Origin of the sequence: Bradyrhizobium jicamae, assembly GCF_018130695.1 — a bacterium.
In the GTDB taxonomy this organism is placed as follows: Bacteria; Pseudomonadota; Alphaproteobacteria; order Rhizobiales; family Xanthobacteraceae; genus Bradyrhizobium; species Bradyrhizobium jicamae_B.
In genome coordinates this window covers 280,713-293,148 of the sequence record NZ_JAFCJX010000004.1, presented here as the reverse complement: position 1 = coordinate 293,148, position 12,436 = coordinate 280,713, and the positions used below count along the sequence as shown (strand labels likewise).

Sequence of the window (12,436 nt, the reverse complement as noted above, 5' to 3'; positions counted from 1 at the left end):
CCAGGAATCCACTTCGATGAAGTTCGAGCAGATGACAGCAGAGCCGTTCCGGTTACCCGTCCTCCCGTCCACAATTGAGACGATGACGTTGAAGGACGGCACCCGACTCGACGCGGACGTCTATCGCCCGGCGGCAAGGCGGCCGTTTCCCGTTCTGCTGCAGCGCCAGGCCTACAGCAGGCGCATCGCATGCAGCATCTGCTACGCACACCCCGCCTGGTACGCGTCGCACGGCTATATAGTGGTGGTGCAGGACGTCAGGGGACGAGGCACTTCGGAGGGGACGTTCCGGCCCGGTGAAAGCGAAATCGAGGACGGCGCGGAGGCGGTCGAATGGGCCGCGCGTCTCGATGGCGCGAACGGCGACGTCGCGATGTACGGCTTTTCCTATCAGGCCTACAACCAGTTGCTGACGGCCGCGGGCAACTGCCCATCGCTGAAGGCGTTGGCACCGGCGATGGGTCCTTGGAATCCCGCGCAGTGGGCTTACGAGAACGGTGCCTTTCAGATGAAGCACATGATCAGCTGGGGCATTCAAATTGCCGCCGAAACCGCACGACGCGCTGGCGACGACGAGGCATTCAGCGCCCTACAGGCGGCAGCAAGCAACTTGCCGCTCGGGGGGCCGATCGCGTCGATGCCAGAGCTGCTTCGGAAACATCGGCACTATTCGCACGTCATGGATTGGCTGGAAACGCCGGCCGATTCACCTTATTGGGCCAGCATCTCACCCGTCGCGCATGTGGACGCCATCCGAGCACGACGTTTGCCGATGTTGTTTGTCGGCGGTTGGTTCGATCCGTTCCTGCCGGCGACGGTCGAATCCTTCCGGTCTCTCGCAAGGAGCAGCGAGGACACCAGACTCATTGTCGGCCCCTGGATTCACTTCCCCTGGACACGCAAGGTCGGCTCGGTCGACTTCGGCGCCGAGGCGCAACGGAACGTCGACATCGATCACATTCGGTTCTTCGACTGCGTCCTCAAGGGCTCGCCGAACCGGGCCGACCACCCGCGAATCGAGTTGTTCGATATGGGCTTGAAGAAATGGCGGGCCTGTGAGGATCTGCCAACCAGCACGCACTCGTTGTTTCTTGATGGTACGGGCCGGGCATCGATGGACCCGCGAGACGGCACTCTCGGTTCTCGGCAGGGTACGGCGGATCATGCCGAGCATATCGTGCATGACCCATGGCGGCCCGCCCCGACCGTCGGAGGCTACTACGGCGTTCCGACCGGCCCCGTCGACCGCCGCGTTACGGACGAGCGCGGCGACGTTCTGACCTTCACGACCGATACTCTCGAAGATGCCGTCGAGGTAGTCGGCGAGCCCGAAGTCGAGCTTGAGCTGAGTTGTGACCGTCCGAGCTTCGATCTCTGCTGCATCCTTTCACTCGTCACCTCCGACGAAAGGGTGCATCAGATCTCGAGCGGATATGCGCATTATCGCGTCGCGACTGCCGGCCGATACAGGCTGAAACTGGCTACGACCTGCGCAACGCTCGGCAAAGGCGAACGGCTGCGCCTGTCCATCGCGGGCGCGGATTATCCGGCCTATCCGGTCAATCCAGGAACCGGCGAAGATCCCGTGAGCACCCCGAAATCGCACGCCGTTGTGACCACAATTGCACTGTGGCACGGTCCAGAACGGCCATCACTTCTGCGCCTGCCTGTTGGGGACGGCCGGCTACTCGCTTCGACTGGACTCCAATTGCGCGTCTCATAAGGACTCTCGGTCGCGATGCTCTGGCTAGCCTTCGTGAAGCCCGAGGTCTATCGACACCGGTCCTTGGGACGCGAGTTATCTTCGCGGCCGTCCAGATCAATCCCTCCAATAAGCAACGCGCGCCGCTCCGGCTCGTGGGGACGCTTCGCCTTACGGCTTGCTACCAGGCTATGAAAATGACCGAAACTGAGATCAGGAACAATCAGCGAAGCGCAGCGAGAGCTATTGATCTGCAGCAGCTTCGGCTCGCGGTTGCCGCTTGTGACTACGGAAGCTTTCGGCGGGCGGCAGAAGCGCTTTCAATCAAGCACAACGCGTTCAGCCGTGCCGTCGGTCAGCTTGAGCACCTCGTGGGAACTTCACTGTTTGAGCGCTCAAGCGGAGGAATCAAGCCTACGTTGACCGGCCGCACAGTTTTACGTATTGCACGGCTAATCCTGGAGCAAGTCGACATGCTCGTTGCTACAGGAAAGTCCGGCGGTCGTGGCGAGACTGGGCATCTTGTCGTCGGCTTCTTCACATCTATGTCCACCGGCAATTTGCGAGCGACGATAGGTGAGTTCAAGAAGCTGCTCCCAGAGCTCGAACTGACAACGTCGGAACGCTCACGCTTCCGTCTGATGAATGCCCTCCGTAGTGGAACCGTTGACGTTGTCGTTGGCCCTGGACGTCTACATTTAAGGGACATAAGGTCACTGTTGCTATGGAGTGAACGCATCCTCATTTCGTTGCCGCAGGATCACTGCCTGGCAGCACGCGAGATCATCTATTGGACCGATTTGCGTAACGAAAAGATCCTGCTAAGTGAATACGATCCAGGAAGAGAGCTCGAGGATCTCCTAATTTCGAAGCTCATGTTACCCGACGATCGGCCCAAGATAGAACGCCATGACGTAAGCCGTGGCATCATCAAGAGTCTGACAAGTATGGGAATCGGACTCAGTCTGGCTATGGAATCGGATATTGGTGCAAGCTTCGCCGGCCTTGTGTACCGAGAATTGCAGGACGGAACGGGACCAAGCCGAGTGGACTTCTATGCGCATTGGCGCGAAGACAATGAGAATCCGGCTCTAAAGCGTTTCCTGAATCTGTTGAAAGAACGCTATCCGTCGCCTCCGCCGGCTCTCGGGGTGTGACTGGCCCGTCTCGCCTTTGCAAATCCGCGGTCAGTGGCCATGAAGCGCGCCAGCATGGGCGCAATCAACTTTGCCGGATCGATGCGCTGCCCACTTTCGCGCGCAAGGGCTTCCGCATAGGCGACGAGATCCCGATGGATTGGCGCTGGAAGCTCAGTGTGGACCTTGACCGGCTTATCATCTGGCAGCGCTCCTAGTCTCAGCTTGGGCATCCCTATCCTCCATAAGGCGCAAGTACGAGGTCGCGATTGACGACAACGCGAACCGGGAAACCAGGTCGCACGGTCAGCGTGGGCTGGATGTTGAGGCTGCGCCTAACTACCTGCTGTCCGGTCTGGTTCAGTGAGTCCGAGGCGCCGTGTCGCAGTGCCTGGATAATCGAGCTGTTGTTGCTGTTAGTGTCCGAGCCGGCACCCAGTTCTGTCCCAACCGCTAGAAATGTCGATAGTGCCGCAGCCTTGAACAGCTCGCCCCAGTGATTATCGACTTGATCTTCGAGTCCTGCATAGCCAGCGGTGTCAGCGCCAGGCTGCCGTTCGAGAACGATGGAACGTCCATTCGGCATCATCAGCCGCGTCCAGACCAGAAGGACCCGGGACTGGCCGAACGTAACCTGGCTATCGTAAATCCCGATCAGGCGCGCTCCCTGAGGCACAAGCAGAAAGCGGCCGGTCGGCGTGTCAAAAACGTTTTCGGTTACCTGCGCGGTGATTTGACCTGGCAGATCCGATCGAATGCCGGTGATCAGCGCTCCCGGAATGACCGTCCCAGCCTGCACAATGTATGGTGAAGCGGGCCGCGAGATGCGGTCAGGGCTTGCAGTGCGACGGTCTACAGAAGCGTTCACGAAGGCAAGCTTGCGGTCCTGTGCGCTTTGCGCAGATCCATCGTCGCCGTCGCTCGTCGCGCGCGGCGGCGCGGTGCGCTCGCTTCCAACAGCCGTAGCGGCAGGCGGACGCATTTCTCGTCCGTTGGTGGAAGCGAACAGATGGCTGATGCGGGCTGCTTCAGTCTCTTGGTCCTGGCGCTGCTTATCCGGATCAGCGCCGCTCGTCGGCAACTGGCCTTGAGCAGCAAGGATTGGTCGACCGAGGTCCCCCGGGAGCGGCGGACCTAGCTGCGGAACTGCCTGACGCGTAACGCCCGCATAATCCTTTGGCAGCGCCGTAATGCCATCGGCGACATTGTGATGGTCTGTGCTGTAAAGCTCATCGGCCGCCTGGTTTCGCGGCCGACTGCTCTGGAGCGACCACAGGACCGCTCCGCCGATGACAAGCAGGGCAACCGCGCTCCCGCCGGCCAAGACCTTCCGCGACAGCCGGGTCACGCGCGGATGCTCTGCTCTCAAGCGGAAGCTTTCGGACTGATCGCCCGATGTCTCCGGCGGAGCCGCTTGCTCGTGATCATTTCCATTCCCGCTGTTCATGACGACGGCCTCCCGTCGGTCCTGACAATCCTGACCTTCTGCTGGTGCTCGCCGCCAAGCCGGAGTTCGGCGGCTGCAAATAGCCGATCGACGATCAACACGTTGCCGTAGGCGCGATAGTTGACGAGTTCGGTCTTACCATCAGGGCCGATGATGAAGAGCGGAGGCATCTCTCCCTGAACAATTCCTTGCGGGAATTCGATGTAGACCTTGCGCCCATCGTCATATGCGGTAAGCGGCCGCCAGGGAGAACTATCCCCCTCGATGGCGTAGCGGGAGATACGATGCGCCGGATCCGGAATAACGGGCTTCAGAGCGACCAAGCGCGATCGTTCCCGTACAGTTTCTGGATAGTACCAAGCAACAGACGGCATGTATGGCCGCTCGCGGGAGCGCAGCTCGATCAGGTAGGTGCGCCGGTCAGTATTGACCACTAGGTTGGTCTCGATCGAAGCTCGGGTCGGCTTGACCAGGATATGGACGCGTCGTGTGTCGCCGCTCCCGCTCTCGGTATCGCCCACGACCCAGCGTACGGTATCTCCGGCCGCGATCGGTCCTGATCCCGTCAACTGTTCTCCCTCCTCGAGCGCGATATCAGTGATTTGCCCTGGTGCGGCGTAAATCTGGTAGAGCGCTCCAGGACTGTAGGCGTAGATTTGGGCTGCGTTGAAATATCCCCGCTTGCGTGGTTCGACCCGGGCCGCACTGTTTGCCGTTTCAACCCGGCTCACCGGCTCAACGTCTTCTTTTCCGCCCGATTTGCCGCCGAGAGAGGGCTTCCAGAGAGGTGGAACGTGAAGCGGTCGCGATCTATCGTCGAGAGCAACGGGCGTCGCCGGCAGCGGAGGAACTTCAGCGTCATAGCTAATCTCCGGCGGAATGTAGGTCGCGCACCCACCGAGCGCGGACGAACAAAGCAAAAGAGCGGATAGGATCGCCCGCTTCGAGCTCACGAACGCGGGCGAAGCCGAATTGAACCTGCTTTGCTGGAAGGCACGTTTCGGATGAACGTCAGACGGCGTCTTGATCACTGACCCAACTCCTTTGACCAGCTGATAGCGTGGACGTAGACGCCAAGGGGATTCTTGCGCAGGCGCTCGGCGTCGCGTGGTGTCTCGATCACGATCGAGAGAATTGCAGTCCAGCGCTCCGTCGAGCTCAACGAGCCGTTGTCGTAGATGCGCTGAGTCCAGGCGACCCGAAAGCTCTCGGAAGATGCGCGAATGACGCTCGATACGTCCACTGAGATTTGAGCCTTGCCCAGCCTGGCAAAGGGGTCATTGTTGCGTGCATATTCATTGAGCGCAGCCGCGCCACGATCCGTCGTAAAATCATAGGCCCGGAGCCAATTCTGGCGCAGAACGATGCCGTCGGCCGGCAGGCCTCTGACATCCTGGATGAAGCGCGCCAGATGGTAGGCGATCTGAGCGTCAGTAGGTTGATAGTCGATGTTGGCCGGTGCAATCCTTTGGGCCTGGCCGAGATGGTCGACCTCGACCACCCAGGGTGTGATCGAGCCTTGGCTCGATTGCCAAACAAGGCTACCTGCGAGACCGGCTGATAACATTAAGCAGCCGAACGCCATCAAGCGCCAGTTCTTGGCCTGCACGCGGGCAGATCCAATGCGTTCGTCCCAAACCTGCGCTGCTTTCTGATACGGCGTAACCGGCTCGGGCATGCGCCCATAGTGAACGGATGGTCGTCTGAACATCGATTGTTGCCCCTGGTCGAGTGATCGGTTTCAAGTCTTGCGATAGGTGGATTTGAGGCGCGCTGTGCGGCGGAGATGCAGTGGTGCGCCTCAGCGTTCTCCTTCGGACAAATCGACGGAGGAACCGCTGCCACCATGATCGCCCGAGCGGACAGCGTGGCCGGCGGCCGAGACTCCATGCCGAATGGTCTGAGCATGCTTCATGCGGCGAGCCCAATCAGGCTGCCCTTCAGCCGCGGCGCTCGCACCCTGATCGCCCGCTGGGCTACGTCCGAAGGCAGCCGCTGCTCGACGCAATGGACTCGTCGCAGCCGAAGCGCCCGCCTCCGCGACGCCGGCAAGGCCGCCGCTTCGATAGGCGGCTGTTGCTCCGCTTATGACAGCGCCGCCACCGCGCGCGGCGCCTGCAACCGCGCCGCCAGCGAGACCGGCACCGCCAGCGGCAAGTCCCGCGCCCGCCGCAACAATGCCGCCCGCAGCAAGGCCTGTTCCAATCGCGGCGCCTGCGCCGAGTTGAGGTCCGCCCGACACTAGCCCGTTTGCGATACCCGGACCGAAGATGCCGAGGCCCAGCAAGGAAAGCGCTGCGAGCACCAGCGTCATCGCGTCTTCGATCGTTGGCTGGTTGCCGCCAAAGCCAGCCGTGAACTGCGAGAACAGGGTGGAGCCGATGCCGACGATAACGGCCAGGACCAGAACCTTAATTCCGGAGGATATGACGTTGCCCAGAACGCGCTCCGCGGCGAAGGCGGTCTTACCAAACAAGCCAAATGGAATGAGCACGAAACCAGCGAGTGTCGTGAGCTTGAACTCAATCAGGGTAACGAAGAGCTGGATGGCCAGAATGAAGAAGGCGAGCAGTACAACGACCCACGCGAACAAGAGAACGACAATCTGGACGAAATTCTCGAAAAAGCTGATGTAACCCATTAAGTTGGAGATCGAGTCGAGCAGCGGTCGTCCGGCGTCGAGCCCGACCTGCGCGATCTTTCCCGGCCGCAGGAAATCCGATGCAGACAGGCTTGCGCCGGATGCTTTCAGTCCAAGACCTGCAAAGCTTTCGAAGACGATGCGCGCCAGGCTGTTCCAATTGCTGATCAGGTAGGCAAAGACCCCTACGAAGAGCGTTTTCTTGACGAGGCGCGCGATGACTTCCTCGTCCGTTCCCCAACCCCAGAACAACGCTGCGAGCGTAATGTCGATCGCAGCAAGGGTCGTTGCGAGGTATCCGACCTCGCTCCCCAGCAATCCGAATCCGTTGTCGATATAACGCGTGAACGTTTCAAGGAACTGGTCAATGATCCCCGTACCAGTCATGGCTTGCTCGCCTCAGGTGTCGCCGGCAGTGGATATCCTTGCGGGATCCGGCTTTGGTCCTTTGGAACTGGCGTTACGCCGGCGGCGGAATCGTCGTGGCCAGAAGCTGCGGCACCGTATTTCTTGCCAAAGAAGCGACGGCGGTTTTCGGCCCAAACTTGCTTGCAACGCTCATAACCCACCTCTTCCTCCGCAGTGACACTGCGGCAGCGCGCGAGGTCTGAGCTGGTTGCCGCTGTGTTCTGCTCCGCTTTCGTCGGCGGAGGGCCGTCTCCGCCGCGAAGCTGGATCGTGCAGGCAGTGACGACCAGCACGCCAATGGTCGTAAGCAGCGACAACGCCTTGAATGCTCTTACGTCGGTCATCAGTGAAACATCTGCACGTTGGATGATTGATAGCCCTGCCCTGGCGTAAGAAACCGCCGGAGCTGTTCGCGGCCCTGGTCCTGGGCCGCCGCGCGTTGCGCGGCTTCAAGGCTTTGCGCCCTGCCCTGCGCCGTCACGACCGCCGTAAGGTCGGCGAGCTGCTGCGCGTTCAATGCCAGAATCTGATTGCCGGCCTGTGTTGCCTGCAATGCACCGCTAGCGCCTTGGCTTGAGCTAACGAGCGCGGACGTCTGGACGCGGTTGGTATCGAGATTGCCCACGATGCCGGCCTGGACACGAAGCGCGTCTTGCGTTGCGGTATACGAATTCTGCCACCGCGCCTGAGCGTTCGAGATCAGCAATTGGTTTGATTGGCTTTTGGTCGCAGGCGCGTAGCTCGTTGAGAACGCGCGATCGATCTGTTGGACGTCGTAGGCGATCCGCTGGGCCTGGGCCAGCAATTGCTGGGTCCGCTGAATCGATGATTGCAGTTGCTGCAGCGACGAATACGGCAGGTTTGCTAGATTTCTGGCCTGATTGATTAGCATCTGTGCCTCGTTCTGCAACGAGGTGATCTGATTGTTGATCTGCTGGAGCTCCCGCGCGGCAGTCAGGACGTTCTGGACGTAGTTGGTGGGATCGAAGACGATCAGCGCCCGTGCGGGCACCGTGACGCCAAGCAACAGCGCGAAGGCGGCTGTGGTCGTCAATAAGCCAAGACGTCTCATAGCGATTTCTCCAGATTGACGAGATTGGGGATCAGATCCGTCGCCCAAGCGAGGCCACGATGCTGGAGCCAGGCAGGCACGAAGCCGTCGGGTCCATGTTCGGCGATGAGTTGCGTGATGGCGGCCTGGTCTGTCTTGGAAGAGCCCGCGGCAAATGCGAGCGCAACCTCACCAAGGCCAAGTTCGAACATCCGATTGCCCCGACGCGACTGGCAATAGTAGTCTCGCTTTGGCGTGGCCCGGCTCAGAAGTTCGATTTGGCGGTCATTGAGGCCGAAGCGGCGGTAGACGGCAGTGATCTGCGGTTCGATCGCCCGTTCGTTCGGTAGCAACAAGCGCGTTGGGCAGCTTTCGATGATCGCCGGCGCGATCGCGGAGCCGTCGATATCCGACAACGACTGGGTCGCGAAGATGACGGACGCGTTCTTCTTCCGAAGCGTCTTCAGCCATTCCCGGAGTTGCCCCGCAAAATCCTCGTCATCGAGGGCGAGCCAACCCTCGTCCACAATCAGGAGTGTCGGCCGGCCATCGAGACGATCGCCAATCCGATGGAAGAGGTACGCCAGGACGGCCGGCGCAGCACCGGTTCCGATCAAGCCCTCGGTCTCAAACGCCTGGACCGATGCCTCGCCGAGACGTTCGAATTCTGCATCGAGCAGGCGCCCGGACGGACCACCGAGGCAATATGGTTGCAAGGCGCGTTTCAGAGGGTTCGATTGGAGCAGGACTGACAGGCCCGTCAGGGTGCGCTCCTCTCTCGGTGCCGAGGCGAGAGATGTCAGCGCCGACCACAGATGATTTTTAACCTCCGGGGTGATCTCGACCTTTTCCCGTGCCAGGATCGCGCCGATCCATTCCGTCGCCCACCCTCGCTCGACAGGATCGTCGATCCAGGCCAACGGTTGTAGAGCGACGGGGTTATCGTCCCCGTCAGACAATGCTCCGCCGAGATCATGCCAGTCACCGCCCATGGCGAGTGCGGCCGCCCGGATCGAACCGCCGAAGTCGAACGCAAAGACCTGGGAGTGCGGATAACGCCTGAACTGGAGCGCCATCAGAGCGAGCAATACCGACTTGCCCGCACCCGTCGGTCCCACCACGAGGGTATGGCCGACGTCGCCGACGTGGAGCGAGAATCGGAACGGCGTTGATCCTTCCGTCTTGCCGAACAATAGGGGCGGACCCTTGAAGTGCAGATCCCTCGCCTCGCCCGCCCACACGGCCGACATCGGAATCATGTGGGCGAGGTTGAGGGTCGAAACCGGCGGCTGCCGCACATTCGCATAGACATGCCCCGGCAGGCCCCCGAGCCAGGCTTCGACAGCGTTCACCGTCTCGATCATGCAGGTGAAATCGCGGCCCTGAATGACCTTCTCGACCAGGCGCAGCTTTTCATCGGCGGCATTGGGATCGCGATCCCAGACGGTGATGGTCGCCGTGACAAAGGCTTGTCCGATCTGGTCGGATCCCAGTTCCTGCAATGCCGCGTCGGCATCAAGCGCCTTGTTGTGGGCGTCGGTATCGAGCAGCGTCGACGCCTCGTTGGTCATGACCTCCTTGAGAATGGCGCCAATGGATTTTCTCTTGGCGAACCACTGCCGGCGCATCCTGGTCAGCAGCTTGGTGGCATCGGTCTTGTCGAGCATGATCGCCCGGGTCGACCAGCGATACGAGAAGGCGAGGCGATTAAGGTCGTCCAGAATTCCCGGCGTCGTCGCGCCGGGAAAGCCGACAATCGTCAGAACCCGGACGTTGGCTGACCCCAGCATCGGCTCAAGCCCGCCGGTCAGCGGCTGGTCGGCCAACAGCGCATCGATGTACATGGGAATTTCGGGCACGCGAACGCGATGACGTTTGGTCGAGATCGTCGAGTGCAGGTAGGTCAGCGTGTCCTGATCATCGAGCCAGGCACATTCGGGCATGAACCCTTCAACAAGCTGCAGCACGCGATTGGTTTGATCGACAAACCCGCGGAGCACCTCCCGACCATCTGCACCGACGGTACGATCACGGCCCTCATAGAGCAACCGTTCTGCCCTGGCGGCGCCCTCCTCCGGCGGCAGATAGAGGAAAGTCAGGAAATAGCTGGACTCATAATGGGCGCCCGCCTCCTCAAATTGAGCTCTGCGTTCGGCATCGACCAGCGCGGACGCGACATCCGGAAATGTACTCGGAGGATAGGCCCCAGCGAAATGGCGCTGCGCCTCAACAAATACGGCCCACCCGGATCCGAGGCGACGTAGCGCATTGTTCAGACGGCCGGCGACGCCGACAAGTTCAGCCGGCACGGCGCTGTCGAGGTCGGGTCCCCGGAACTTTGCCGTCCGCTGGAACGAGCCGTCCTTGTTCAGGATGATTCCCTCGTCGACCAGGGCTGCCCAGGGCAGGAAATCGGCGAGGCGTGCGCTGGAATGGCGATATTCGGCAAGGTTCATCATGACCGAGAGCTCAGGTGTTGAGATGACCGGGAATGCGCAGATGCCGGCGCACCACGTCGACGAACGCGGGATCGCGCTTGGCGGCCCAGACGGCGGCCATGTGGCCGATGAACCAGAGGACGAGACCCGCGATCCAGAGCCGAAGTCCGAGCCCAAGGGCTGCAGCAAGCGTGCCGTTGACGATCGCAACCGATCGCGGTGCGCCACCCATCAGGATGGGCTCGGTGAGTGCGCGATGAACAGGCACAACAAAGCCCGTGATAGGTTCATCCATCAGATCACCACGCCGCCGCCGAAAGAGAAGAACGACAGGAAGAAGCTTGAGGCCGCAAACGCGATCGACAGACCGAACACGATCTGGATCAGTCTGCGGAAACCGCCGGAGGAGTCCCCGAAGGCGAGCGTGAGTCCGGTCACAACGATGATGATGACGGCGATGATCTTGGCGACCGGCCCTTCCACCGACTGCAGGATCTGATTGAGTGGCTGCTCCCACGGCATGTTCGATCCGGCAGCCCATGCTGGCGCCGCCCCCAAAACCACCGCACCGAACACGGCCAACGGCGCACCTCGAAGAAAGCTAAATTGCTGACGCATGTCAGTCTCCTGCTGTTGAAATGCTGTAGTCACCGGTGGCACCCAGCCCTGAGACGGCGGCGAGCTCAGCGAGGCGGCGGTCAGCGCCGCGCCCCACCAGCACGGCCACGATGTTGATGGTCTCGGCGATCAGGGCGCGCGGAACCGTGATGACGGCTTCCTGGATGAGTTGCTCGAGCCGGCGCAACGCGCCGAGCGCAGTGCCCGCATGGATGGTACCGATGCCGCCGGGATGGCCGGTGCCCCAGGCCTTGAGGAGATCGAGTGCTTCGGCACCTCGGACTTCGCCGATCGGGATGCGGTCAGGACGCAGTCGGAGGGACGAGCGGACGAGATCCGACAGCGTCGCCACGCCGTCCTTGGTCCGCAGCGCAACGAGATTGGGCGCCCTGCACTGCAGCTCGCGGGTGTCCTCGATCAGCACGACGCGATCGGAGGTCTTCGCCACCTCGGCCAGCAGCGCATTGGTCAATGTTGTCTTCCCGGTCGATGTCCCGCCAGCGACAAGGATGTTCTTCCGTGCGGCGACCGCGTCCTGCAGGGTCCTGGCCTGCTCCAAGGTCATGATGCGCCTGGCGACGTAGTCGTCGAGCGTAAACACGGCGACGGCGGGCTTGCGGATCGCAAAGGCCGGTGCTGCAACGACCGGAGGCAAGAGACCTTCGAAGCGCTCGCCAGTCCCGGGCAGTTCGGCCGAGACCCGCGGCGCGCCGGCATGCACCTCCGCGCCCACATGATGCGCGACCAAGCGAACAATGCGCTCGCCATCGGCTGCGGAGATTGTTTCGCCTGTGTCAATCAGGCCATTCGACAACCGGTCAATCCACAGCCGGCCGTCCGGATTGAGCATCACCTCGATGATCGCTTCGTCTTCGAGGTAGCCCGCAATCGCAGAGCCGAGCGCGCTACGCAGCATTCGCGCACCGCGCGAGCTCGCTTCCGATTGAATGGAATGGATTGCCACCGTTCGCCCCACCGAAATGAGGAGCCCAAAG

Annotated in this window: 13 protein-coding genes; 2 read left to right on the top strand and 11 right to left on the bottom strand. The window is 61.3% G+C overall.

Features of this window, described 5'->3' with window-relative positions:
• Positions 1 to 16: 16 nt before the first annotated feature.
• Entirely contained in the window at positions 17 to 1,723 is a 1,707-nt protein-coding gene (locus JQ604_RS08200; RefSeq protein WP_212355182.1) for a CocE/NonD family hydrolase, read from the top strand.
• A 176-nt stretch (positions 1,724 to 1,899) separates the two neighbouring features.
• Positions 1,900 to 2,859: a LysR family transcriptional regulator gene (locus tag JQ604_RS08195; RefSeq protein ID WP_212355180.1), complete on the top strand. Its 960-nt coding sequence runs from the start codon at positions 1,900 to 1,902 to the stop codon at positions 2,857 to 2,859.
• Here the strand turns inward: JQ604_RS08195 and JQ604_RS08190 are convergent.
• From JQ604_RS08190 to trbB, 11 genes are all read right to left on the bottom strand, one after another.
• Positions 2,826 to 3,071 carry a DUF2274 domain-containing protein gene (locus JQ604_RS08190; protein WP_212355178.1) on the bottom strand — a complete coding sequence of 82 codons (246 nt, stop codon included), beginning with the start codon at positions 3,069 to 3,071 and terminating at the stop codon, positions 2,826 to 2,828. The genes JQ604_RS08195 and JQ604_RS08190 overlap by 34 nt on opposite strands.
• Positions 3,072 to 3,073: 2 nt before the next feature.
• A complete protein-coding gene (locus tag JQ604_RS08185) occupies positions 3,074 to 4,285 on the bottom strand; it encodes a TrbI/VirB10 family protein (protein WP_212355176.1) in 1,212 nt (403 codons plus the stop codon).
• Positions 4,282 to 5,316: a P-type conjugative transfer protein TrbG gene (trbG, locus tag JQ604_RS08180; RefSeq protein ID WP_212355174.1), complete on the bottom strand. Its 1,035-nt coding sequence runs from the start codon at positions 5,314 to 5,316 to the stop codon at positions 4,282 to 4,284. The genes JQ604_RS08185 and trbG overlap by 4 nt, the downstream gene beginning before the upstream one ends.
• Complete coding sequence (gene trbF / locus JQ604_RS08175) at positions 5,313 to 5,996, bottom strand: conjugal transfer protein TrbF (protein ID WP_212355173.1); 684 nt, start codon at positions 5,994 to 5,996, stop codon at positions 5,313 to 5,315. The genes trbG and trbF overlap by 4 nt, the downstream gene beginning before the upstream one ends.
• Positions 5,997 to 6,086: 90 nt before the next feature.
• The gene (gene trbL / locus JQ604_RS08170; RefSeq protein ID WP_212355171.1) at positions 6,087 to 7,313 is read right to left on the bottom strand and encodes a P-type conjugative transfer protein TrbL; all 1,227 of its coding nucleotides are present in this window, start codon (positions 7,311 to 7,313) and stop codon (positions 6,087 to 6,089) included.
• A complete protein-coding gene (gene trbK-alt / locus JQ604_RS08165) occupies positions 7,310 to 7,678 on the bottom strand; it encodes a putative entry exclusion protein TrbK-alt (protein WP_212355169.1) in 369 nt (122 codons plus the stop codon). Before trbK-alt ends, trbL begins: the two co-directional genes overlap by 4 nt.
• Entirely contained in the window at positions 7,678 to 8,406 is a 729-nt protein-coding gene (gene trbJ, locus JQ604_RS08160; RefSeq protein WP_212355167.1) for a P-type conjugative transfer protein TrbJ, read from the bottom strand. The genes trbK-alt and trbJ overlap by 1 nt, the downstream gene beginning before the upstream one ends.
• On the bottom strand, positions 8,403 to 10,844 hold the full coding sequence (gene trbE / locus JQ604_RS08155; RefSeq protein ID WP_212355165.1) for a conjugal transfer protein TrbE: 2,442 nt from the start codon (positions 10,842 to 10,844) through the stop codon (positions 8,403 to 8,405). Before trbE ends, trbJ begins: the two co-directional genes overlap by 4 nt.
• Positions 10,845 to 10,854: 10 nt before the next feature.
• Entirely contained in the window at positions 10,855 to 11,118 is a 264-nt protein-coding gene (locus JQ604_RS08150; RefSeq protein WP_212355162.1) for a VirB3 family type IV secretion system protein, read from the bottom strand.
• Positions 11,118 to 11,441 carry a TrbC/VirB2 family protein gene (locus JQ604_RS08145; RefSeq protein WP_128932623.1) on the bottom strand — a complete coding sequence of 108 codons (324 nt, stop codon included), beginning with the start codon at positions 11,439 to 11,441 and terminating at the stop codon, positions 11,118 to 11,120. Before JQ604_RS08145 ends, JQ604_RS08150 begins: the two co-directional genes overlap by 1 nt.
• 1 nt (position 11,442) lies before the next feature.
• A complete protein-coding gene (gene trbB / locus JQ604_RS08140) occupies positions 11,443 to 12,357 on the bottom strand; it encodes a P-type conjugative transfer ATPase TrbB (RefSeq protein ID WP_212355161.1) in 915 nt (304 codons plus the stop codon).
• Between the last annotated feature and the right edge of the window lie 79 nt (positions 12,358 to 12,436).

Bases quoted from the DNA above. Each gene is read 5' to 3' on its own strand.
- trbL (WP_212355171.1), bottom strand. From the start codon at position 7,313: ATGACTGGTACGGGGATCATTGACCAGTTCCTTGAAACGTTCACGCGT.
- JQ604_RS08200 (WP_212355182.1), top strand. From the start codon at position 17: ATGAAGTTCGAGCAGATGACAGCAGAGCCGTTCCGGTTACCCGTCCTC.
- JQ604_RS08145 (WP_128932623.1), bottom strand. From the start codon at position 11,441: ATGCGTCAGCAATTTAGCTTTCTTCGAGGTGCGCCGTTGGCCGTGTTC.
- trbK-alt (WP_212355169.1), bottom strand. From the start codon at position 7,678: ATGACCGACGTAAGAGCATTCAAGGCGTTGTCGCTGCTTACGACCATT.
- trbJ (WP_212355167.1), bottom strand. From the start codon at position 8,406: ATGAGACGTCTTGGCTTATTGACGACCACAGCCGCCTTCGCGCTGTTG.
- JQ604_RS08190 (WP_212355178.1), bottom strand. From the start codon at position 3,071: ATGCCCAAGCTGAGACTAGGAGCGCTGCCAGATGATAAGCCGGTCAAG.
- JQ604_RS08185 (WP_212355176.1), bottom strand. From the start codon at position 4,285: ATGAACAGCGGGAATGGAAATGATCACGAGCAAGCGGCTCCGCCGGAG.
- trbB (WP_212355161.1), bottom strand. From the start codon at position 12,357: ATGCTGCGTAGCGCGCTCGGCTCTGCGATTGCGGGCTACCTCGAAGAC.
- trbE (WP_212355165.1), bottom strand. From the start codon at position 10,844: ATGATGAACCTTGCCGAATATCGCCATTCCAGCGCACGCCTCGCCGAT.
- trbF (WP_212355173.1), bottom strand. From the start codon at position 5,996: ATGTTCAGACGACCATCCGTTCACTATGGGCGCATGCCCGAGCCGGTT.
- JQ604_RS08150 (WP_212355162.1), bottom strand. From the start codon at position 11,118: ATGGATGAACCTATCACGGGCTTTGTTGTGCCTGTTCATCGCGCACTC.
- JQ604_RS08195 (WP_212355180.1), top strand. From the start codon at position 1,900: ATGACCGAAACTGAGATCAGGAACAATCAGCGAAGCGCAGCGAGAGCT.